Source organism: Mesorhizobium sp. M0772, assembly GCF_040320135.1.
Classification (GTDB): Bacteria; Pseudomonadota; Alphaproteobacteria; order Rhizobiales; family Rhizobiaceae; genus Mesorhizobium.
In genome coordinates, this window is the sequence record NZ_JAMYPB010000004.1 from 38,544 (window position 1) to 54,850 (window position 16,307).

Consider the following 16,307-nt stretch of genomic DNA (forward strand, 5'->3'; position numbering starts at 1 on the left):
TGGTACTGCAAATCAAAATGTGGCATCTTGCAACAAATGGTTGGGAGGTGTTAACAGACCGGCAGCAAACCGGCTTTCCCGACCAGGCGAGGGACCTTTCGGATGGACTTCATCTTCATGCTGACGCGCAACGATCGCACGGTCGAGGACTGTCTCGACCTGGTCGATTTGATTGAGCCGGTCGGCCTGAAGCATGTCGGCTTCAAGGATATTGGCGTCGCGCCGGATGTGCTGCGCAAGCTCGCTGTCGCCATTGGCCGGACAGGCGCCACCACTTACATGGAAGTTGTCTCGACGACGGCTGAGGCCTGCCTTAATTCCGCGCGCATCGCCAGGGATCTCGGCATCCAGCGCCTGCTCGGTGGTACCCAGGTCGACGAGATCATGGCGTTGCTGGAGGGGAGCGGCACCGAATACTACCCTTTTCCCGGGCGGCCGGTCGGCCATCCGACCAAGCTCGGCGGTTCGGCCGAGGATGTCGAGGCCGACTGCCGGGCCTTCGCCGAGAAGGGTTGTGCGGGATGCGACATCCTCGCCTATCGCGCCACCGAGGCCGACCCGGCCGAACTGGTGCGCGCAGCCCGGCGCGGGCTTGGTCCGTCGCGGCATCTGATCGTCGCCGGCGCTGTGGCATCAGCCGATCGGATCAAGGCAATCAAGCTGGCCGGCGCCAACGCTTTTACCATTGGCACAGCGGTTTTCGATGGCTCCTATTCGCCGACGAAAGGTTCTATCCTCTCGCAACTGCGGGATGTCCTCGCGGATTGCGAGCGTGTCTAATGCCAGTCATCGGCATCGATCTCGGCACACAAAGCCTGAAGGCGATCGTTGTCGATGACGAATTGCGGCTGCGTGGCGAGGCCGCTGTGTTGTACCAGCCGGCCTTCCCGGCGCCCGGCTGGGCCGAACAGAACCCGGCGCTGTGGCTGGCGGCGCTCAAGCCGGCCATTGCCGGCGCGCTCGACAAGGCTGGGCTTGCGCCGTCCGACATCAAGGGTATTGCCATTGCCGGCCAGCTCGACGGCTGCGTCGCGGTCGATCGCAATGGTGAGGCGCTGGCTCCGTGCATCATCTGGATGGACCGGCGGGCGGCAGGAGAGATCGCCGGCATCGACCCGGACTTCATCCGTGAGCGCACCGGTCTCGTTCTGGACGCCACCCATATGGCGGCGAAAATCCGCTGGGCCGCGCGCAACCTGCCCGAAGCGCGCCGAGTGGCGCTCTGGCATCAACCGGTATCATTCGTGGTCGCAGCGCTGTGCGGTCGTGCCGTCATCGATCACGCGCTGGCCTCGACGACCATGCTCTATGGGCTGAAGGAGCACAATTATGCCGGCGATCTGCTGGCGGCCTTCGACATCGATGCAGATAAATTGCCCGGCATCGACGATGCATCTGAGATCGCCGGCGCCTTGACCCACGCCGGCGCCGAGCTCACCGGTCTGCCTGTGGGCACGCCGCTGGCGGTCGGCACCGGCGATGATTTTTCGGCCGCCATAGGCGCCGGGGTTGTCGTGCCCGGTGTCGTCGCCTGCAATCTCGGCACGGCCGAAGTGGTCGGCGCGGTGTCCGGCACGCTTCGCCTCGACCCCGGCGGCCTGGTCGAGACCCATGGCTTTCTCGGCGACGGCTATTTCATCTCCAATCCCGGATGGCTCTCGGGCGGCGCGGTGACGTGGTTTCTAACAACCTTCGGCGTCGATTCGCCGGCGGCGATGTCGGAACTGGCGGCGACGGTGGTTGCCGGCAGCGACGATTTGCTGTTCCTGCCGGCCTTGTCCGGTGCCATGGCGCCGCGCTGGATCGCCGAAGCGCGTGCCGCTTTCTACGGCCTGACATCCTTCCACGGCAAAGCGGCCTGCGCTCGCGCAGTGCTGGAAGGCTGCGCCTTCGCCATGCGCGACGTTGTCGACCGGCTGGACGAGCTCGGCATAACAACCGGGCGCATCCGGCTCTCAGGCGGTGGCGCGCGCAGCCGGGTGTGGGGGCAAATCCGGGCCGATGTCAGCGGCAGGCCGGTCGAGATCGCGGGTGCGGCCGATGCCTCGCCGATCGGTGCGGCAATCCTTGCCGCCGCGGCCGTCGGCCTTACCTCCTCAGTGCAGCAGGCGGCTGAAAGGCTGGCCGGCCACGTCGAGACGATCGACCCTGATCCTTCCGCCAAGGCCGCCTACGACAGAAGTTACCGCCGGTATCGCACCTTGTTCGATGCCCTGACCCCGCTTCATGCTGACTGACCGGACTGCATCCTATGTCCAGACAAATGCTCGATCGCCTTATTGCCGGCACGCTGCCTGACCCGGATAGCCAGGGAATGCTGTCGGTCCCGCTGAAGACCATCGTCATAGGGCGCGGTCTCGGCGACGAGGCCGATGCGCTGGTCAAGCCGCTGCCGCTCGGCCGCAGGCTCGCCGTTGTCATGGATCCCGACACAAGGCTGGCTCTCGGCGAGAGAGTGTCGATTGCGCTGCGCGGCTCGATCGATGTCGACAAGATCATCCTGCCGCGCAGTCCGCATCCCGACATGGACGCCGTGCGATCGGTGATCGCCCGCACGAAAGACGCCAGCGGTCTGGTCGCGGTCGGATCGGGCTCGATCAATGACATCACCAAATATGCCGCCCATCTGACCCAAAAGCCCTATGCGGTGTTCGGCACCGCGCCGTCGATGAACGGCTACACCTCGGTGTCGGCGGCAATCACAGAGGACGGCCTGAAGAAATCGCTGACGGCGAGCCTGCCGGTCGGTGTCTTCCTCGATCTCGATGTCATGGCGCGAGCGCCGCACCGGCTGATCGCTGCCGGCTTCGGCGATTCGATGGCGCGGCCGACCGCGCAGACCGATTGGCTGATGGCGCATCTGTTGCTCGGCACGCCCTACCGGGAGGCGCCGTTCATGCTTCTGGCCGAGGACGAGGAGGCGCTTATCGCCAAAGCCGGCGAACTCGGGACCGGCGACCTTGAGGCGATGGAAGTGCTGGTGCGCACGCTGGTCATGTCGGGCCTTGGCATGACTTTGTGCGGCGGCTCCTATCCGGCCAGTCAGGGCGAACATCTCATCGCCCACTATATCGACATGCGGGGCCAGGGATTGCCCGAGGCGCATCACGGCGAGCACATAGCGGTGACGACGTTGACGATGGCGCGGCTGCAGGAACGCGTGCTGGCGCTGCGGGAGCTGCAGCTCGCGCCGTCCGCCGATACGCCAGACCGCTTCATCGAGATCTTCGGCGAAACGCTCGGACGTTCCTGCTGGGCGGCATTCAAGCCCAAGCTGCTGGACCGCGAACGGGCGGACGCTGTCAACACCATGCTGGCCAGGCAGTGGCGCTCGCATCGCGAAAGGCTGCTGCGGGTGGCACGCCCGGCGCGCGAGATCGCGGCAGCACTGCGTGCCGCCGGCGCCCCAACCACGCCGCAAGAGGTCGCCATACCGGCTGGCTTCTACGACGAGGCGGTCGCCAATGCGCGGCTGATCCGCGACAGGTTCACCATGCTCGACGTCGCTGCTGCCTCGCTCGAAACGGTTGCGGCGGGAGCCTGAGCGGGTGCTGCGTCCGCTCACCGACTTCACCGCGCCGGACCGGCGCAACATCGCTGTCGTGCTGACCGACATAGACGACACCTTGACCGACAAGGGTCGGTTGCCGGCAAAAGCCTATGCGGCGCTCGAGCGGCTGAAGCAGGCCGGCTTCATTGTCGCGCCGGTTACCGGCCGCCCTGCCGGCTGGTGCGACCTGATCGCCCGGCAATGGCCGGTGGACGGCGTGATCGGCGAGAACGGCGCCTTCTATTTCCGCTACGACGACGCCAAAAAGCGGATTGTTCGCCACTACGCCAAGAGCGCTGCCGAACGGCAGGCCGATGCCGCGCGCCTCAAGGAGATCGAGCAAACCGTTCTGCGCGAAGTTCCGGGTGCGGCGGTCGCGGCCGACCAGGCCTATCGCGAGGCCGATCTGGCGATCGATTTTTGCGAGGACGTGGCGCCGCTGCCCAAATCTGAAGTGCTGAAGATCGTCGCTATCTTTCAGCGCTATGGAGCGGCGGCGAAAATCTCGTCCATCCATGTCAATGGCTGGTTCGGCAAATACGACAAACTGTCAACAAGCCGGCTATTCTTGCGCGACTGTTTTGGTATAGACATAGACCACGACAAGGACAGCATTGTCTTCGTCGGCGATAGTCCAAACGATGCGCCAATGTTCGGCTTCTTCCCCAACAGCGTCGGTGTCGCTAATGTGCTGGACTTCGCCGGCGAACTTCCGGCATCTCCTGCCTTCGTCACAAGCGGGCGCGGCGCGCAAGGGTTTGCCGAGCTTGCCGACGCACTGATTGCTGCAAAGGGAATGGAATAATCATGGATCAGGGCCGACTGACGAAGAAGGAGCGGCACGCGCTTATCCTTTCGGAAGTGCGCCGGTCGGCGTCCATCCGCATCTCCAAACTTGCACGGCGCATCGGCGTCGCCGGCGAGACCATCCGCCGCGATCTCATCGAACTCGGCGATGCCGGGCTGATCAACCGCACTTATGGCGGTGCGACGATCTCGCTGGTGACATCAGAGCCGGTGATTTCGGAGCGCGGCCTGACCCTGGTCGAGGAGCGCGCCCGCATCGGCCGCGGCGCAGCGGGCCTGGTCCAGAAGGGCCAGATCGTGATGATCGATGGCGGTTCGACCACTTATGAGGTGGCGCGCAACCTTTCGCAGCTGAAGCGCGACCTGACTATCATTACCAATTCCACCGGCGTGGCCTCGGTGGCGGGCGCCAATCCGACCTTTCGGGTGCTGCTCTGCCCCGGGACCTATGATAGCCGGGAAGGCAGCGTGTTGGGCGAAGACACCGTCGAGTTCCTGCGCCGCTACAATGCCGACGTCGCCATTATCGGCGCATCGGGGATAAGCGCCGATGGTCCGAGCGACATGATCTCGGGCGCCGCGGCCGTTAAACGCGCAATGATATCGCGTTCACTGTCGACGGTGCTGGTGGTGACACACGACAAGTTTGGCCGCAGCAGTCTCGAACGCATCTGCGGGCTCGATGACATTGCCGATATCGTCACCGACAGCGAACCAAAGGCCGACCTGCGCACTGCTGCCGAACAGGCGGGCACGGAGCTGCATGTGTTTGCCGCCGGCTGATCAGCAACTGCCTATCCGGGGGCATCCCGGTTGGTCAGCGCGATGTGGCAGCAGCCGGAGCCGTGGCCCGGCGTCCAGGTGACATTGTCGAAGCGCACGCCCGTTGCCTCGAACAGACCACGGTCGAAAGCGCCGGCGATGCGGCAGAGCGTGGCGAGTTTTTCATCACCGACACCGGCCTCGACCCAGGCGTCCTTCAGCGGACAACGCTTCACCTTGAAAGCGATGTGGTCCGGCCCGCGCTCGACATCCGTCGGATACATCAGGCCGCCATCCGGGCTGACGGCCAAAAATGCCTCGCCGATGGCCGGCGCGTCGTTAGGTCCGAAACGGGCGAAGGCGGCCGCCGCCACCTCCTTGCCGCGCTGCTCGATGGTGCGGATCATGATCGCCTCGGCCTTTTCCGCGCCGAGTTCGCGGGTCAGCTCGTCGAGAAACAGACGGTAGAGATCGGCGCGGTTGCGGAAGGCGGAATCGAGTTCGCGCGAGAGTTTTTCGGCTCTGGCTTCTGGTTCGGTCATGGTACCTGCCTGCTACTTTTGTTCAATCTTGGCGCCGCCGCAACCAGCGCCTTGCCGATTGCCGATTGCGGCGCGTCGATTACGTTGCGGGCGTCGCCGCTCTCGGCGATCCGCCCGGCGTCGAGAAGAACGACGCGGTGGGCGATGGCCCGCACCACGCCGAGGTCATGGGAAATAAAGAGATAGGCGATCCGTTCCCTGACCTGCAGGTCGAGCAGCAGCTCGAGGATCTGTCCGCGCACCGAAACGTCGAGCGCCGACACCGCTTCGTCGAGCACGATCAGCGACGGTTTGGTCGCGATGGCTCGGGCGATGGCGACGCGCTGGCGCTGGCCGCCGGAGATTTCGTGAATGGCGCGCGAGGCGAGATCGGCTGCCAGCCCGACGCGCTCCAGCAAGGCAGCAATGCGGGCCGGCCTCTCGGCGCGGGAAGCGATGGCATGGATGCGCAAGGGATCGTCAAGCACGCGAGCCACCGTGGCGCGCGGGTTGAACGCGGCGAGCGGATCCTGGAAAACCATTTGCAGGCGCGCGCGCTTGGTGCGCAGGGCCGCACCCTTCAAGAGCAGAAAGTCATCGCCTTCGAACTGGACGGTGCCGGCGTCGGGCTCGATCAACCTAAGCACCAGCCGCGCGATCGTCGACTTGCCGCTGCCGGAGGGCCCGGCCAGCGCCAGCGTCTCGCCGGGTTCGATGGCGAAGGAGACACCGTCGACGGCCGCGATGGCCTTGCCGCCACGACGGTATCGCTTGGTAAGACCGGAGACGGTGAGCAAGTTCATGCCGGCGCCCGTCGTAGCAGCGGATCGGCGTCGAGGCCGAGATGGGCGTCGAGCAGCGTTCGCGTATAGGCATGGCGCGGGGCGTTTATGATTTGCTCCGTCGGGCCGAGTTCGATCAGTTCGGCGTTCCGGAATACAGCGATACGCTCTGCGAGTTCGGCGGCCAGCGCGATGTCGTGGCTGATGAACAGCAGCGTCATGCCGTCCTCCGCCACCAGTTGCCGAATGAGGCTGACGATTTCCGCTTGCACAATGGTGTCCAGCGCGCTGGTCGCCTCGTCGGCGATCAGCAGTTTCGGACCGGCTGCAATGGCCGCGGCAATTGCAACGCGCTGCTTCTGGCCGCCGGAGAGCTGGTGCGGGAAAGCGCGCATGGCGGTTTGTGGATCGGGCAGCCGGACACGTTCGAGCAGGGTTTTGGCTTTGGCGTAAGCTTGTGGCAAGTCGAGGCCGAGGTGGGTGCAGGCGACTTCGGCGATCTGTTTGCCGACGGTCATGACGGGGTCGAGGCTGGCGGAGGGGTCCTGGAAAACGAAACCAATGTCGCGGCCGGGAAGGGGGAGCGTGCTGGGCTCGGTTAATTTGAGAGGTCGGCGTTCCGTCACACCCCCCTCTGTCCTGCCGGACATCTCCCCCGCAAGGGGGGAGATTGCTCTCTCATCTCCGCCTTCGCCAACCACGAACGTTGCAGAAGGGAAGCCGTCGGCAAAGCTGCTGATCTCCCCCCTTGCGGGGGAGATGTCCGGCAGGACAGAGGGGGGTGGGAAGGATCGCGGCGCCTGAAATTGCCACCTGACATGCCCTTCAATCTTGGCGCTCGCCGGCAGCAGTCCAGCCACCGCCAGCGCCAGCGTGCTCTTGCCCGAACCGCTTTCGCCAATGACCGCCAGCCGCTCGCCGGCAATAACATCCAGGCTGACCCCCTTCAGCGCCGTCACCTCGGTCCCATCCCGCCGATAGTGCACCGAGAGATCGCGGATCTCAGCCAGCGCGGTCACGACAGGCTCCTCCGCACGACCGTCGTCTCCACCACGCCTTCGCCGGCGAGATAGATACCGAGCACGGTCAGCACGAGTGCGATACCTGGAACGATCGACAGGAAGGGCGCGGTGCGCAGCACAGTGCGGCCCTCGGCAATCATGCCGCCCCAGGTGACGCGATTGGGGTCGCCGAGACCGAGGAAGGAAAGCGCTGCCTCGGTGAGGATCGCGGCCGCCACGATTACCGAGGACAAGGCCAGCACCGGCGGCAGAGCGTTGGGAAGCACTTCGCGAAAAGCGATCTCAAGCGGATGCATGCCGATGACGCGAGCGCCGGCGACGTAATCGCGCTCGCGGATCGACAGCACTTCGGCGCGGGCTACACGCGCCGGTCCGGTCCAGGCGCCAAGCGCTATTGCCGTGACGACGACGCCGAGCGACGGCCCGACGACACTGACGAAGGCCAGCGCCAGGAGAAAACTCGGCACGGTCTGGAAGGCATCGGTGATGCGCATCAGCCCCTCGTCGACAAGGCCGCCGGCAAAGCCGGCCAGCGTGCCGACGACCGCGCCGATGAAGAGTGCCGCCGCCGCCGCGGCCAGGCCGACCGCCAGCGAGCTGCGGGCGCCGTGGAACAGTTCGGCCAGCACGTCACGACCGAGCCGGTCGGTGCCGAGCGGCAGCGACCAGTCCTGGAACGGCGGCAGCAGTGCTGGTCCGGCAATGGCTTGCGGGTCGCCGGGGAAGAGCAGCGACGCAAACAGCGCCATGGCGAACAGAAGCGCCAGGATGATCGCGCCGGCGACCGCTTCCGGCCGGCGCAGGAACCGCGGCAGCGCGCTCACGCGCTGGCCTCGCTGGCGCCGACGCGCGGGTCGAGGAAGGCGTAGGCGATGTCGACGGCAAGGTTGACGGCAATGACGAGGACGGCGCTGGTGAGGATGATGCCGAGCAGCAGCGGCGTGTCGCGCGAGGCGACCGCTTCCTGCGCCAGCCGGCCGAGGCCGGGCACGGCAAAGACGCCCTCGATGACGACGCTGCCGCCAAGCATCTGCGCCGATTGCAGGCCGAGCATGGTGACCAGCGGCAAGAGCGCGTTGCGGGCGACATGGGCGAGCACGATGCGGCGGCGTGACAGCCCCCGGGCGCGGGTGGCGAGCACAAAATCCTGCCGCCACGCCTCGGCCATGCCGGCGCGCATCATGCGCAGATAGAGCGCGAGATAGATGAAGCCGAGCGCGGAAACCGGCAGGACGAGGTGGACGGCGATGTTGGTGGCGCGGTCAAAACCGGTCTTGTCCGAGGCCAGGCTCTCGATGCCGCCGATCGGCAGCCAGCGCAGGTCGACGGCAAAGACGACGATCAGCACCAGGCCAAGCCAGAAACCCGGCACGGCATAAAGCGCCAGCGAGCCGATCGACAGGAAGCGGTCGCGAAAGCTGCCGGGTCTGGCGCCGGCGTAGATGCCGAGCGCCGAGCCCAAACCGAAGGAGAGCGCAGTGGCGGTCACCATCAGGAGCAGTGTCGTCGGCAGGCGTTCCAGGATAACATCGCGAATTGGCCGCGAGAAGGTAACGGACTGGCCGAGGTCGAAATGCAGCAGCGCCCAGAGATAGTTCGCGAGCCGTGTCAGCTCGGACTGGTCGAGGCCCCAGCGATGACGCAGCAATTCGATCATGCCGGCGTCGCCGCCGGTCGAGACGATGTAGGCGTCGACCGCGTCACCGGGGGCAGCTTCCAGGAGGAGGAATGTGCCGATGATGACGATCAGCAGCACGAAGATGCTGCCGACGAGGCGACGGCGGATGAGGGTGAGGGCGCGGGTCATGGGAAAGGCATAGCGCTGCGCCAGTCGGGAGAGGTGCGGTGTGACGAAACGCGGCCCTACGCCATGCCTTCACACCAATTTCTTTGCGAACTTTCATCCGCGCAAATGTGTCACGATTCCAGATACGTGTCCGCCCAGTTCGAAACTGCCCAGCGCGGGTTGTTGGCGATGTTCCCCACCGTCTCGCGCGCGACGCTGATGAAGCTCCATTCGGCGACGTTGATCAGCGGCAGGTCCGCCGCGACCTGTTTCTGGAATTCCTTGTAGAGGTCGGTGCGCGCTGACGTATCCAGCGTCTCCGAAGCTTTGGCGATCAGCGCGTCGAGCGCGGCGTTCTTGTAGCCGCCCTGGTTGGAGAACGGCACGCCGTCGGGAATGCCGCTCTGCACCAGGATGGTGGTTGAGATCGCCGGGTCGCCGCGGAACACCGGCGGGCCGACGGCGAGGTCGAAGGCGTGGTCGGTGTAGACGGCCTTGATGTGCGCGGCCGAGTCGTTGTTGACGATCACGGCGTCGATGCCGATTGCCGCCAGCGCCTGGCGCAGATAGTCGCCGAACTGCTTGGTCTCGTTGAAATAGGGTGCCGGCAGGAGTTTCAGCGCAAAACGCTTGCCGTCGTCGGCGCGCTTGTAGCCCGCGTCATCGAGCAGGGCGTTGGCCTTGGCGACGTCGAAGGGATAGGTCGGCACGTCGGCGGTGTAGAATTGCGGGTCGTTCTTCGGCACCGGGCCGGTGGCGGCAGCGGCATAGCCGAGGAACACCGTCTTGACGACAAAATCCTTGTCGATGGCATGCGCGATCGCCTGGCGGACCTTCACGTCGGCCAGTTCCTTGCGGCGATGGTTGATCTCGACGACAAGCTGATAGGTCAGCCCCTCATAGCCCTTGGAGATGACCTTCAGGCCCGGCACCTTGGAGATGCGGTCGAGATCGGCGAGCGGCACGGCGGAGAAGGCGGCGAGCTGGATCTCTTCGGCCTCGAGCGCCGCTGCAGCCGACGTGCGGTCGGGCAGCACCTGGTAGATGATCTCGTCGAGATACGGCTCGTCCTTGGCCCAGTAATCCGCGTTCCTGGTCAGCTTGTAATACTGGCCGGCCTTGTATTCGCCGAACTTGAACGGCCCGGTGCCGATGGGTGCGTTGTTGGCCGGGTTGTCCTCGATCTTGCCGACTTCGTAGATATGTTTCGGCACCACGCTCGACAGCGCCGGCAAGGCGTTGCGGATCAGCTGGAACGGGGTCGGCTTGGCGAATTTGAACACGGCGGTCAGATCGTCAGGCGTGTCGACGGCGGCCAGGTCCTTGAACACCGTGCGGCCGAGATTTTGCAGCGGCTTCCAGATCTGCAGCGCCGAGAAGGCGACGTCGGCCGAGGTGAACGGCTTGCCGTCATGCCATTTGACGCCGTCGCGCAGTTTGAAGGTCACCGACAGCCCGTCGGCGGCACCTTCCCAGGAGAGCGCCAGGTGCGGCTGCAGCCCGTCCTTGCCGTCGAAGGACGCTTCGGCCAGCGTTTCGACGATCTTGCTGGAGATGAAGAAGACGCCGTTGGAGGCGACGATCGCCGGATTGAGGTTGCGCGGTTCGGAATCGGCGGCAAGGACCAGCCGCCCGCCCTTCTTCGGCGTCTGCGCCCAGCTGAATGTGGGCATGGCGGTGGAGGCCAGCAGCAAAGCTGAGCCAAGCAGCGTGCGTCTGGAAATATCCGACATGATCAACCTCCGTCCTCTCCGCGACCAGATGGGCGCACCCCTCGAAGCTGGCCGCACCCGTCAGCATCCTCGCGGCGATTATGACCCTTGCCAAGGGTTTCGCCAGAGACGGAATTGGCGCATCCTTGCTTGGCTTTGAAATTTTCGTCCGCTGGACCAGTTTTAGAGGTGGCCCTTTCATTCTGGTATTCTGGTAGGACCAGATTGCCTTGATGTGCAGCAATGACGACTTGGTGACTGCCTGCTGAAGCTATTTTCCTTGTTTCTGGCTGGACCAGAGTGAGCAAAATGGTGCAGATTTGATCGAAAGCCAAGGGATCGGCCGCTGCACGACGGGCGATCCCACGGAAATCAGGGAGAGAACAATGAACATTGCCCCGGGCAAGAGCGCCGTGAGCAATATCCCGTTCGACCAGGCGAGGGTCGACCGGCTGATGGAAGAGGCCGGCATCGATGTTCTGCTCGCGACGTCCAAGCACAACACGCAGTATCTGCTCGGCGGCTACAAGTTCATCTTCTTTGCCGCCATGGATGCGATCGGCCATAGCCGTTACCTGCCTATCGTCCTCTATGAAAAGGGCGGGCCCGATCATGCCGCCTATATCGGCAACCGCATGGAAGGCGCCGAGCACCAGAACAACCCGTTCTGGACGCCGACGCTGCATGCCGCCTGCTGGGGCACGCTTGATGCTGCCAATCTTGCGGTCGAGCACATCAGCAAGATCGGCAAGGCCGGCGCCCGCCTCGGCATCGAGCCGGCCTTCCTGCCGTCGGACGCCTATGCGCTGATCCGCAAGGCGTTGCCGGATGCCAGGCTGATCGACGCGACCGGCATGCTGGAGCGCATGCGCGCCATCAAGACGGACGCCGAGCTGGAAAAGCTGCGTATTGCCTCCGAGCTCATCACGGATTCCATGCTGGCGACCATCCAGTGGGCGCATGAAGGCAAGACCAAGGCCGAGATCATCGAGCATCTGCGGCGCGAAGAAACCAATCGGGGCGCGCATTTCGAATATTGCCTGCTGACGTTGGGCGCCAGCCACAACCGCGCGGCGTCACCGCAGGCTTGGAAAAAGGGCGACGTGCTGTCGATCGATTCCGGCGGCAATTATCACGGCTATATTGGCGACCTCTGCCGCATGGGCATTTTGGGCGAACCGGATGCCGAACTGGAAGATCTGTTGGCCGAGGTCGAGACAGTGCAGCAGGCGGCGTTCTCGAAGGTGAGGGCAGGCACCATCGGCGGCGACATGATTTCGCACGCGGAGGGCGTGCTGAAGGCGTCGAAGGTCGCGCCCTATACGGATTTCTTCGCCCACGGCATGGGGCTGATCACGCATGAGGCTCCGTTCCTGATGACCAACCATCCGGTGACCTATGAAGGCACCTATGCCGCCAAGCCGCTGGAGACAAACATGGTGCTGTCGGTGGAGACGACCATGCTTCACCCGACGCGGGGGTTCATCAAGTTGGAGGACACGTTGGCGGTGACGGATACGGGATATGTGATGTTTGGGGATCGGGCGCGGGGGTGGAATAGAGGTGGGATAGCCTAGCTCGGCGCTACCCCCTCACCCGGATTGCCATCCGAATTCCGAAGGGCAATTCGGGGCTATCCGACCTCTCCCCGAGGGGAGAGGAGTTTGCGCCGGCGCTGGCTTCTGCCTCTTCTCCCCTCGGGGAGAAGGTGGCCGCGAAGCGGCCGGATGAAGGGGGCCTTTCGCGATTACTTCCCCGCCGGGATCAGCCTGAAATCCGGCAGCTCCCGCAGCACCAGTTCGGGTCCAGCCGGCGAATAGACGACGAAGAGCTGCATCGGCCCATCGCCCGTGTTCAGCGTCGAATGGAAACGGCTTTCCGGCACATAGATGGTGCAGCCGGGGCCGACCTTGGCGACGACCGGATTGCCCTCCTCGTCCTCGACCATCTGCTCGCCATTGCCCGACATAACGAAGATGATCTCTTCCGCGCCGGGATGGTTGTGGCGCGTGTGTCCCTTGCCTGAGGGCAGGTCGACGACACCGCCGGAAAAGCGCTCAGCGCCATTCACTTCAGGCGCCACCGTCAGCGACAGCTTGCCCCAGTCAAAGCCGAAGGCGCTCACGTCCTTCGGGTATACGAATACCTTGCTCTTGTCGGTCATGATCTCATCCCCTTCTTTTTCTTCTGGTCGTGCAGCATGACGGCCTTGAAATCCGCCGTCTGCCTGGCGATCGCGGCTTCAGCCGGCAGCCGTTCCATCGAACTCGCGCCATAAAAGCCGTGCAGGCCCTTGCAGCGGTCGAGGATGTAGCGGGCATCATCCGGCATCGAGATCGGCCCGCCATGGCAAAGCAGGATGACATCCTTGCGCACCGAGCGCGCCGCGTTGGCGATGGCGTCGATCTCGACCACGCAGTCGTCGAGCGACTTGGCCGACGTCGCGCCGATCGAGCCGCCTGTCGTCACCCCCATATGGGCGACGACAATGTCGGCGCCGGCTTTTGTCATGGCGCGCGCCTCGTCGGGGTTGAAGACATAGGGCGTGGTCAGAAGATCGAGCTTGTGCGCCTCGGCGATCATGTCGACCTCCAGCCCGAACCCCATGCCGGTTTCCTCAAAACTCTGGCGCATGCTGCCATCGAACAGGCCGATGGTCGGGAAATTCTGCACGCCTGAAAAGCCCATCGTCTTCAGCTCGGCAAGCAGCAACGGCATGATGACGAAGGGATCGGTGCCGTTGACACCGGCCAGCACCGGCGTCTTTTTGACCACCGGCAGCACCTCATAGGCCATTTCCTTGACGATCTCATTGGCGTTGCCATAGGCGAGCAGGCCGGCAGCCGAGCCGCGCCCGGCCATGCGGTAGCGGCCGGAATTGTAGATGATGATGAGGTCGATGCCGCCGGCTTCCTCGGCCTTGGCCGACAGGCCGGTGCCGGCGCCGCCCCCGACGATGGGCACGCCGTCGGCGATCATCGCCTTGAACTTCTTCAATATGTCCTTGCGCGGTATTGCGGGCATTTGTTGGCTCTCACTGTCTGGGGATGTCGAGGAAGGCCGCGGTTGCGGCTTTGGCAAATTCCGGATCGTTGATGTGCAACGGCAGGCGTGTGAACCGGCGTGTGGCGCTCGGCCTGATGGTGCGCTCGATGGCACCGAACAGCACGGCGTCGGCTTCGGGGTCGAAGAAGGCGCCGCCCTCGATATCGAGTGCCGAGACACCTTTTTCGGGGATCAGGAAATGCACAGGGCCCTCGCAGCGAGCGAGCCTGGTGCCGATCCACTCGCCTATACCGCGGCATTCGTCCACCGTGGTGCGCATCAGTGTGACGTTGGGATTGTGCTCGTAGAACAGCCGGCCCCTAAACTTCTCGGGAATGGTCGGCGGCGCCCAGAAATTGACCATGTCCAGCGCGCCGACCGAGCCTACATAGGGCAGCTTGGTGCGGGCGATGGCGCCGAAGCGGTCCTCCGTCGCCGGCAGCACGCCGCCGAACAGCAGGTCGCAGACTTCCGTCGTGGTGATGTCGATGACGCCGGCGAGCAGGCCCGAGTCCGCGAGCTTCTCCATCGAGCGGCCGCCGGTGCCGGTGGCGTGGAAAACCATGCAGTCATAGTTGGCGCGCAACTGATCCGCGATGGCGGTCACGCAAGGCGTGGTGACGCCGAACATGGTGAGCCCGAGTGCCGGCTTGCCGGTGGCAGTCGGCGCCGGCCTGGCGGCCATGCCGGCGATTGCCTGCGCCGCATTGTGCAGCACGACGCGTGACAGCCGGTTCAGTCCCGCCATATCGGTGACCGATGGCATCATGATGATGTCGGAGACGTCGACATAGGGCGCGGTGTCGCCGGAGGCGAGCGTCGAGACCATGATCTTGGGCAGCCCAAGCGGCAGCGCGCGCATGCCGGCAGTGATGATCGACGTGCCGCCGCCGCCGCCAATGCCGATCACGCCTGATATGTCGTCGCGCGACTGAATGAAATTTGTGAAGGCGGCGCTCATGCCGGCCACTGCCGTGCCGCGATCATCGATGCCGAGCACGCCACTGGCTCCACCCGGATGATGCGCCGCGACCTCGCTGGCCGGGATATCGACCGGCACCGTGGCACCGCGCGTTCCGATGTCGACGCGGGCAACCGAACTGCCGGTGGCGGCAATAGCATCGGCCAGGAAGGCAAGTTCCTCGCCCTTGGTGTCGGCTGTGCCCACCACGTAGATGCGCTTCATCGCGTTTCTCCCGTCACCGGCCGACCGGCGCCGGGCCGCCTGTCGCCCTTTGCCGGCCTTTCGGTGGGCAAAGGTCATTGCAATTTTTTGAGACGCGCGTATCGTATTGACATGGAAGTCTCACGTCAACAAGCCGCTGGGAACGACGACGCCAACGAGGCTGCAGAACGCGGCCCACGGGCCCGCACAAAACGGCTGATGCTGAAGACGGCGACGCGGCTGATGCAGGCGGGCGTCACCCCGTCGGTCAGCGAAGTCGCGGAGGCGGCGCAAGTGTCGCGCGCCACCGCCTATCGCTATTTCCCCAGCCAGGCAGCCCTGGTGCAGGCGGTGGTTGACGAGGGGCTTGGGCCGATCCTGACCTGGCAATCGACGTCCACCGATGCCGGGCGGCGCGTTGCCGAATTGTTCGATACCGCCATGCCGCGCATCGAAGCTTTCGAGGCAACTTTCAAGGCAGCGCTGAAACTGTCGCTCGACCAATGGGCGCAGCGGCAGGCGGGCACGCTGGGCGGCGAGCCGCAATTCACGCGCGGACATCGCGTCCAGCTGCTGAAGGATGCCATCGCACCGCTCAAGGGCCGGCTGCCGCCGCGCGAGTTCAAGCGCCTGGCGCAGGCGCTGTCGATGATGTTCGGCGTCGAAGTGCTGATCGTGCTGAAGGATATATGGGGGCTCGATAGCCGCGGCATGCGGTCGGTCGCGCAATGGGCGGCGGGCGCCCTTGTGCGCGCCGCGGTGGCGGAATCAACGGCTGAAATCGATGCGGCCCCGACGGCGGCATTGGCGAAATAGCGCCAATCTGGTTCGACCAGATTTGGATGCCCACTATTGATGTTAACCGGGATGGCAGTGCCGAAACAAGGCTCTCCTATATCAACGAGTAGGAAAATTCAGGGAAAACAGTCGGATACATGAAAAATCCGGTTATACAAGGTCCGGTGGTGATCCAAGAAAGAGCTTGACGGCTATCCAAAATTGGTAATACCAGATCAGGACAGAAAAAGCGGATCGAAAGTGAGAGCTGCGATCCAGTTTCCGGCAAAGCGAGGAGGCTTGGAACCGGAAAGGTGCGATCTCGGGAGGAACTACCAGGCCGGCTTCACCGCCGGCTAGCATGACAAGGTAGAATGC

Annotated in this window: 16 protein-coding genes; 7 read left to right on the forward strand and 9 right to left on the reverse strand. The window is 64.4% G+C overall.

The features are described 5' to 3' along the window. Positions 1-102: 102 nt before the first annotated feature. Genes NKI06_RS03875 through NKI06_RS03895 form a run of 5 tightly spaced genes read left to right on the forward strand, consistent with a single transcriptional unit; the run spans position 103 to position 5,140 of the window. Complete coding sequence (locus NKI06_RS03875) at positions 103-780, forward strand: beta/alpha barrel domain-containing protein (protein ID WP_023672934.1); 678 nt, start codon at positions 103-105, stop codon at positions 778-780. Further along, positions 780-2,237, forward strand: coding sequence for a xylulokinase (locus tag NKI06_RS03880; protein WP_352984140.1), 1,458 nt, complete (start codon positions 780-782; stop codon positions 2,235-2,237). The genes NKI06_RS03875 and NKI06_RS03880 overlap by 1 nt, the downstream gene beginning before the upstream one ends. 14 nt (positions 2,238-2,251) lie before the next feature. Further along, on the forward strand, positions 2,252-3,544 hold the full coding sequence (locus tag NKI06_RS03885) for an iron-containing alcohol dehydrogenase (RefSeq protein WP_352984142.1): 1,293 nt from the start codon (positions 2,252-2,254) through the stop codon (positions 3,542-3,544). A 7-nt stretch (positions 3,545-3,551) separates the two neighbouring features. Further along, entirely contained in the window at positions 3,552-4,355 is an 804-nt protein-coding gene (locus NKI06_RS03890) for an HAD-IIB family hydrolase (RefSeq protein WP_352984270.1), read from the forward strand. A gap of 2 nt (positions 4,356-4,357) precedes the next feature. Then, the gene (locus NKI06_RS03895; RefSeq protein WP_023692035.1) at positions 4,358-5,140 is read left to right on the forward strand and encodes a DeoR/GlpR family DNA-binding transcription regulator; all 783 of its coding nucleotides are present in this window, start codon (positions 4,358-4,360) and stop codon (positions 5,138-5,140) included. A gap of 11 nt (positions 5,141-5,151) precedes the next feature. Here the strand turns inward: NKI06_RS03895 and NKI06_RS03900 are convergent, their stop codons facing one another. The 6 genes from NKI06_RS03900 to NKI06_RS03925 form a co-directional block, all read right to left on the reverse strand. Then, a complete protein-coding gene (locus NKI06_RS03900) occupies positions 5,152-5,661 on the reverse strand; it encodes an L-2-amino-thiazoline-4-carboxylic acid hydrolase (RefSeq protein ID WP_352984144.1) in 510 nt (169 codons plus the stop codon). Beyond that, the gene (locus NKI06_RS03905; RefSeq protein ID WP_352984145.1) at positions 5,658-6,443 is read right to left on the reverse strand and encodes an ATP-binding cassette domain-containing protein; all 786 of its coding nucleotides are present in this window, start codon (positions 6,441-6,443) and stop codon (positions 5,658-5,660) included. The genes NKI06_RS03900 and NKI06_RS03905 overlap by 4 nt, the downstream gene beginning before the upstream one ends. Then, positions 6,440-7,441, reverse strand: a complete 1,002-nt coding sequence (locus NKI06_RS03910; protein ID WP_352984146.1) for an ABC transporter ATP-binding protein — start codon at positions 7,439-7,441, stop codon at positions 6,440-6,442. The genes NKI06_RS03905 and NKI06_RS03910 overlap by 4 nt, the downstream gene beginning before the upstream one ends. Continuing rightward, the gene (locus tag NKI06_RS03915) at positions 7,438-8,268 is read right to left on the reverse strand and encodes an ABC transporter permease (protein WP_352762659.1); all 831 of its coding nucleotides are present in this window, start codon (positions 8,266-8,268) and stop codon (positions 7,438-7,440) included. Before NKI06_RS03915 ends, NKI06_RS03910 begins: the two co-directional genes overlap by 4 nt. Beyond that, positions 8,265-9,251 (reverse strand): ABC transporter permease, encoded by a 987-nt coding sequence (locus tag NKI06_RS03920; RefSeq protein WP_352984147.1) that lies wholly within the window; start codon positions 9,249-9,251, stop codon positions 8,265-8,267. Before NKI06_RS03920 ends, NKI06_RS03915 begins: the two co-directional genes overlap by 4 nt. A 110-nt stretch (positions 9,252-9,361) precedes the next feature. Next, entirely contained in the window at positions 9,362-10,963 is a 1,602-nt protein-coding gene (locus NKI06_RS03925) for an ABC transporter substrate-binding protein (protein ID WP_502900571.1), read from the reverse strand. A 365-nt stretch (positions 10,964-11,328) separates the two neighbouring features. Between NKI06_RS03925 and NKI06_RS03930 the strand changes: the two genes are divergently transcribed. After that, on the forward strand, positions 11,329-12,519 hold the full coding sequence (locus tag NKI06_RS03930) for a M24 family metallopeptidase (protein ID WP_023804583.1): 1,191 nt from the start codon (positions 11,329-11,331) through the stop codon (positions 12,517-12,519). A gap of 170 nt (positions 12,520-12,689) precedes the next feature. On the opposite strand, the gene NKI06_RS03935 is transcribed toward NKI06_RS03930, so the two are convergent. The 3 genes from NKI06_RS03935 to NKI06_RS03945 are packed head-to-tail and all read right to left on the reverse strand — an operon-like array spanning position 12,690 to position 15,173. Then, positions 12,690-13,106 (reverse strand): cupin domain-containing protein, encoded by a 417-nt coding sequence (locus NKI06_RS03935; RefSeq protein ID WP_023737504.1) that lies wholly within the window; start codon positions 13,104-13,106, stop codon positions 12,690-12,692. Next, positions 13,103-13,966: a phosphoenolpyruvate hydrolase family protein gene (locus NKI06_RS03940; RefSeq protein ID WP_023754222.1), complete on the reverse strand. Its 864-nt coding sequence runs from the start codon at positions 13,964-13,966 to the stop codon at positions 13,103-13,105. The genes NKI06_RS03935 and NKI06_RS03940 overlap by 4 nt, the downstream gene beginning before the upstream one ends. Positions 13,967-13,976: 10 nt before the next feature. Beyond that, on the reverse strand, positions 13,977-15,173 hold the full coding sequence (locus NKI06_RS03945; protein ID WP_352984149.1) for a Tm-1-like ATP-binding domain-containing protein: 1,197 nt from the start codon (positions 15,171-15,173) through the stop codon (positions 13,977-13,979). Between the two features lie 111 nt (positions 15,174-15,284). Here NKI06_RS03945 and NKI06_RS03950 point away from each other — a divergent pair, with 111 nt between their 5' ends. Next, complete coding sequence (locus NKI06_RS03950; RefSeq protein ID WP_023704248.1) at positions 15,285-15,968, forward strand: TetR/AcrR family transcriptional regulator; 684 nt, start codon at positions 15,285-15,287, stop codon at positions 15,966-15,968. Positions 15,969-16,307 lie beyond the last annotated feature (339 nt).

Coding starts and splice junctions, on each gene's coding strand:
- NKI06_RS03875 (WP_023672934.1), top strand. CDS start 103: ATGGACTTCATCTTCATGCTGACGCGCAACGATCGCACGGTCGAGGAC.
- NKI06_RS03880 (WP_352984140.1), top strand. CDS start 780: ATGCCAGTCATCGGCATCGATCTCGGCACACAAAGCCTGAAGGCGATC.
- NKI06_RS03885 (WP_352984142.1), top strand. CDS start 2,252: ATGTCCAGACAAATGCTCGATCGCCTTATTGCCGGCACGCTGCCTGAC.
- NKI06_RS03895 (WP_023692035.1), top strand. CDS start 4,358: ATGGATCAGGGCCGACTGACGAAGAAGGAGCGGCACGCGCTTATCCTT.
- NKI06_RS03900 (WP_352984144.1), bottom strand. CDS start 5,661: ATGACCGAACCAGAAGCCAGAGCCGAAAAACTCTCGCGCGAACTCGAT.
- NKI06_RS03905 (WP_352984145.1), bottom strand. CDS start 6,443: ATGAACTTGCTCACCGTCTCCGGTCTTACCAAGCGATACCGTCGTGGC.
- NKI06_RS03920 (WP_352984147.1), bottom strand. CDS start 9,251: ATGACCCGCGCCCTCACCCTCATCCGCCGTCGCCTCGTCGGCAGCATC.
- NKI06_RS03925 (WP_502900571.1), bottom strand. CDS start 10,963: ATGTCGGATATTTCCAGACGCACGCTGCTTGGCTCAGCTTTGCTGCTG.
- NKI06_RS03930 (WP_023804583.1), top strand. CDS start 11,329: ATGAACATTGCCCCGGGCAAGAGCGCCGTGAGCAATATCCCGTTCGAC.
- NKI06_RS03935 (WP_023737504.1), bottom strand. CDS start 13,106: ATGACCGACAAGAGCAAGGTATTCGTATACCCGAAGGACGTGAGCGCC.
- NKI06_RS03940 (WP_023754222.1), bottom strand. CDS start 13,966: ATGCCCGCAATACCGCGCAAGGACATATTGAAGAAGTTCAAGGCGATG.
- NKI06_RS03945 (WP_352984149.1), bottom strand. CDS start 15,173: ATGAAGCGCATCTACGTGGTGGGCACAGCCGACACCAAGGGCGAGGAA.
- NKI06_RS03950 (WP_023704248.1), top strand. CDS start 15,285: ATGGAAGTCTCACGTCAACAAGCCGCTGGGAACGACGACGCCAACGAG.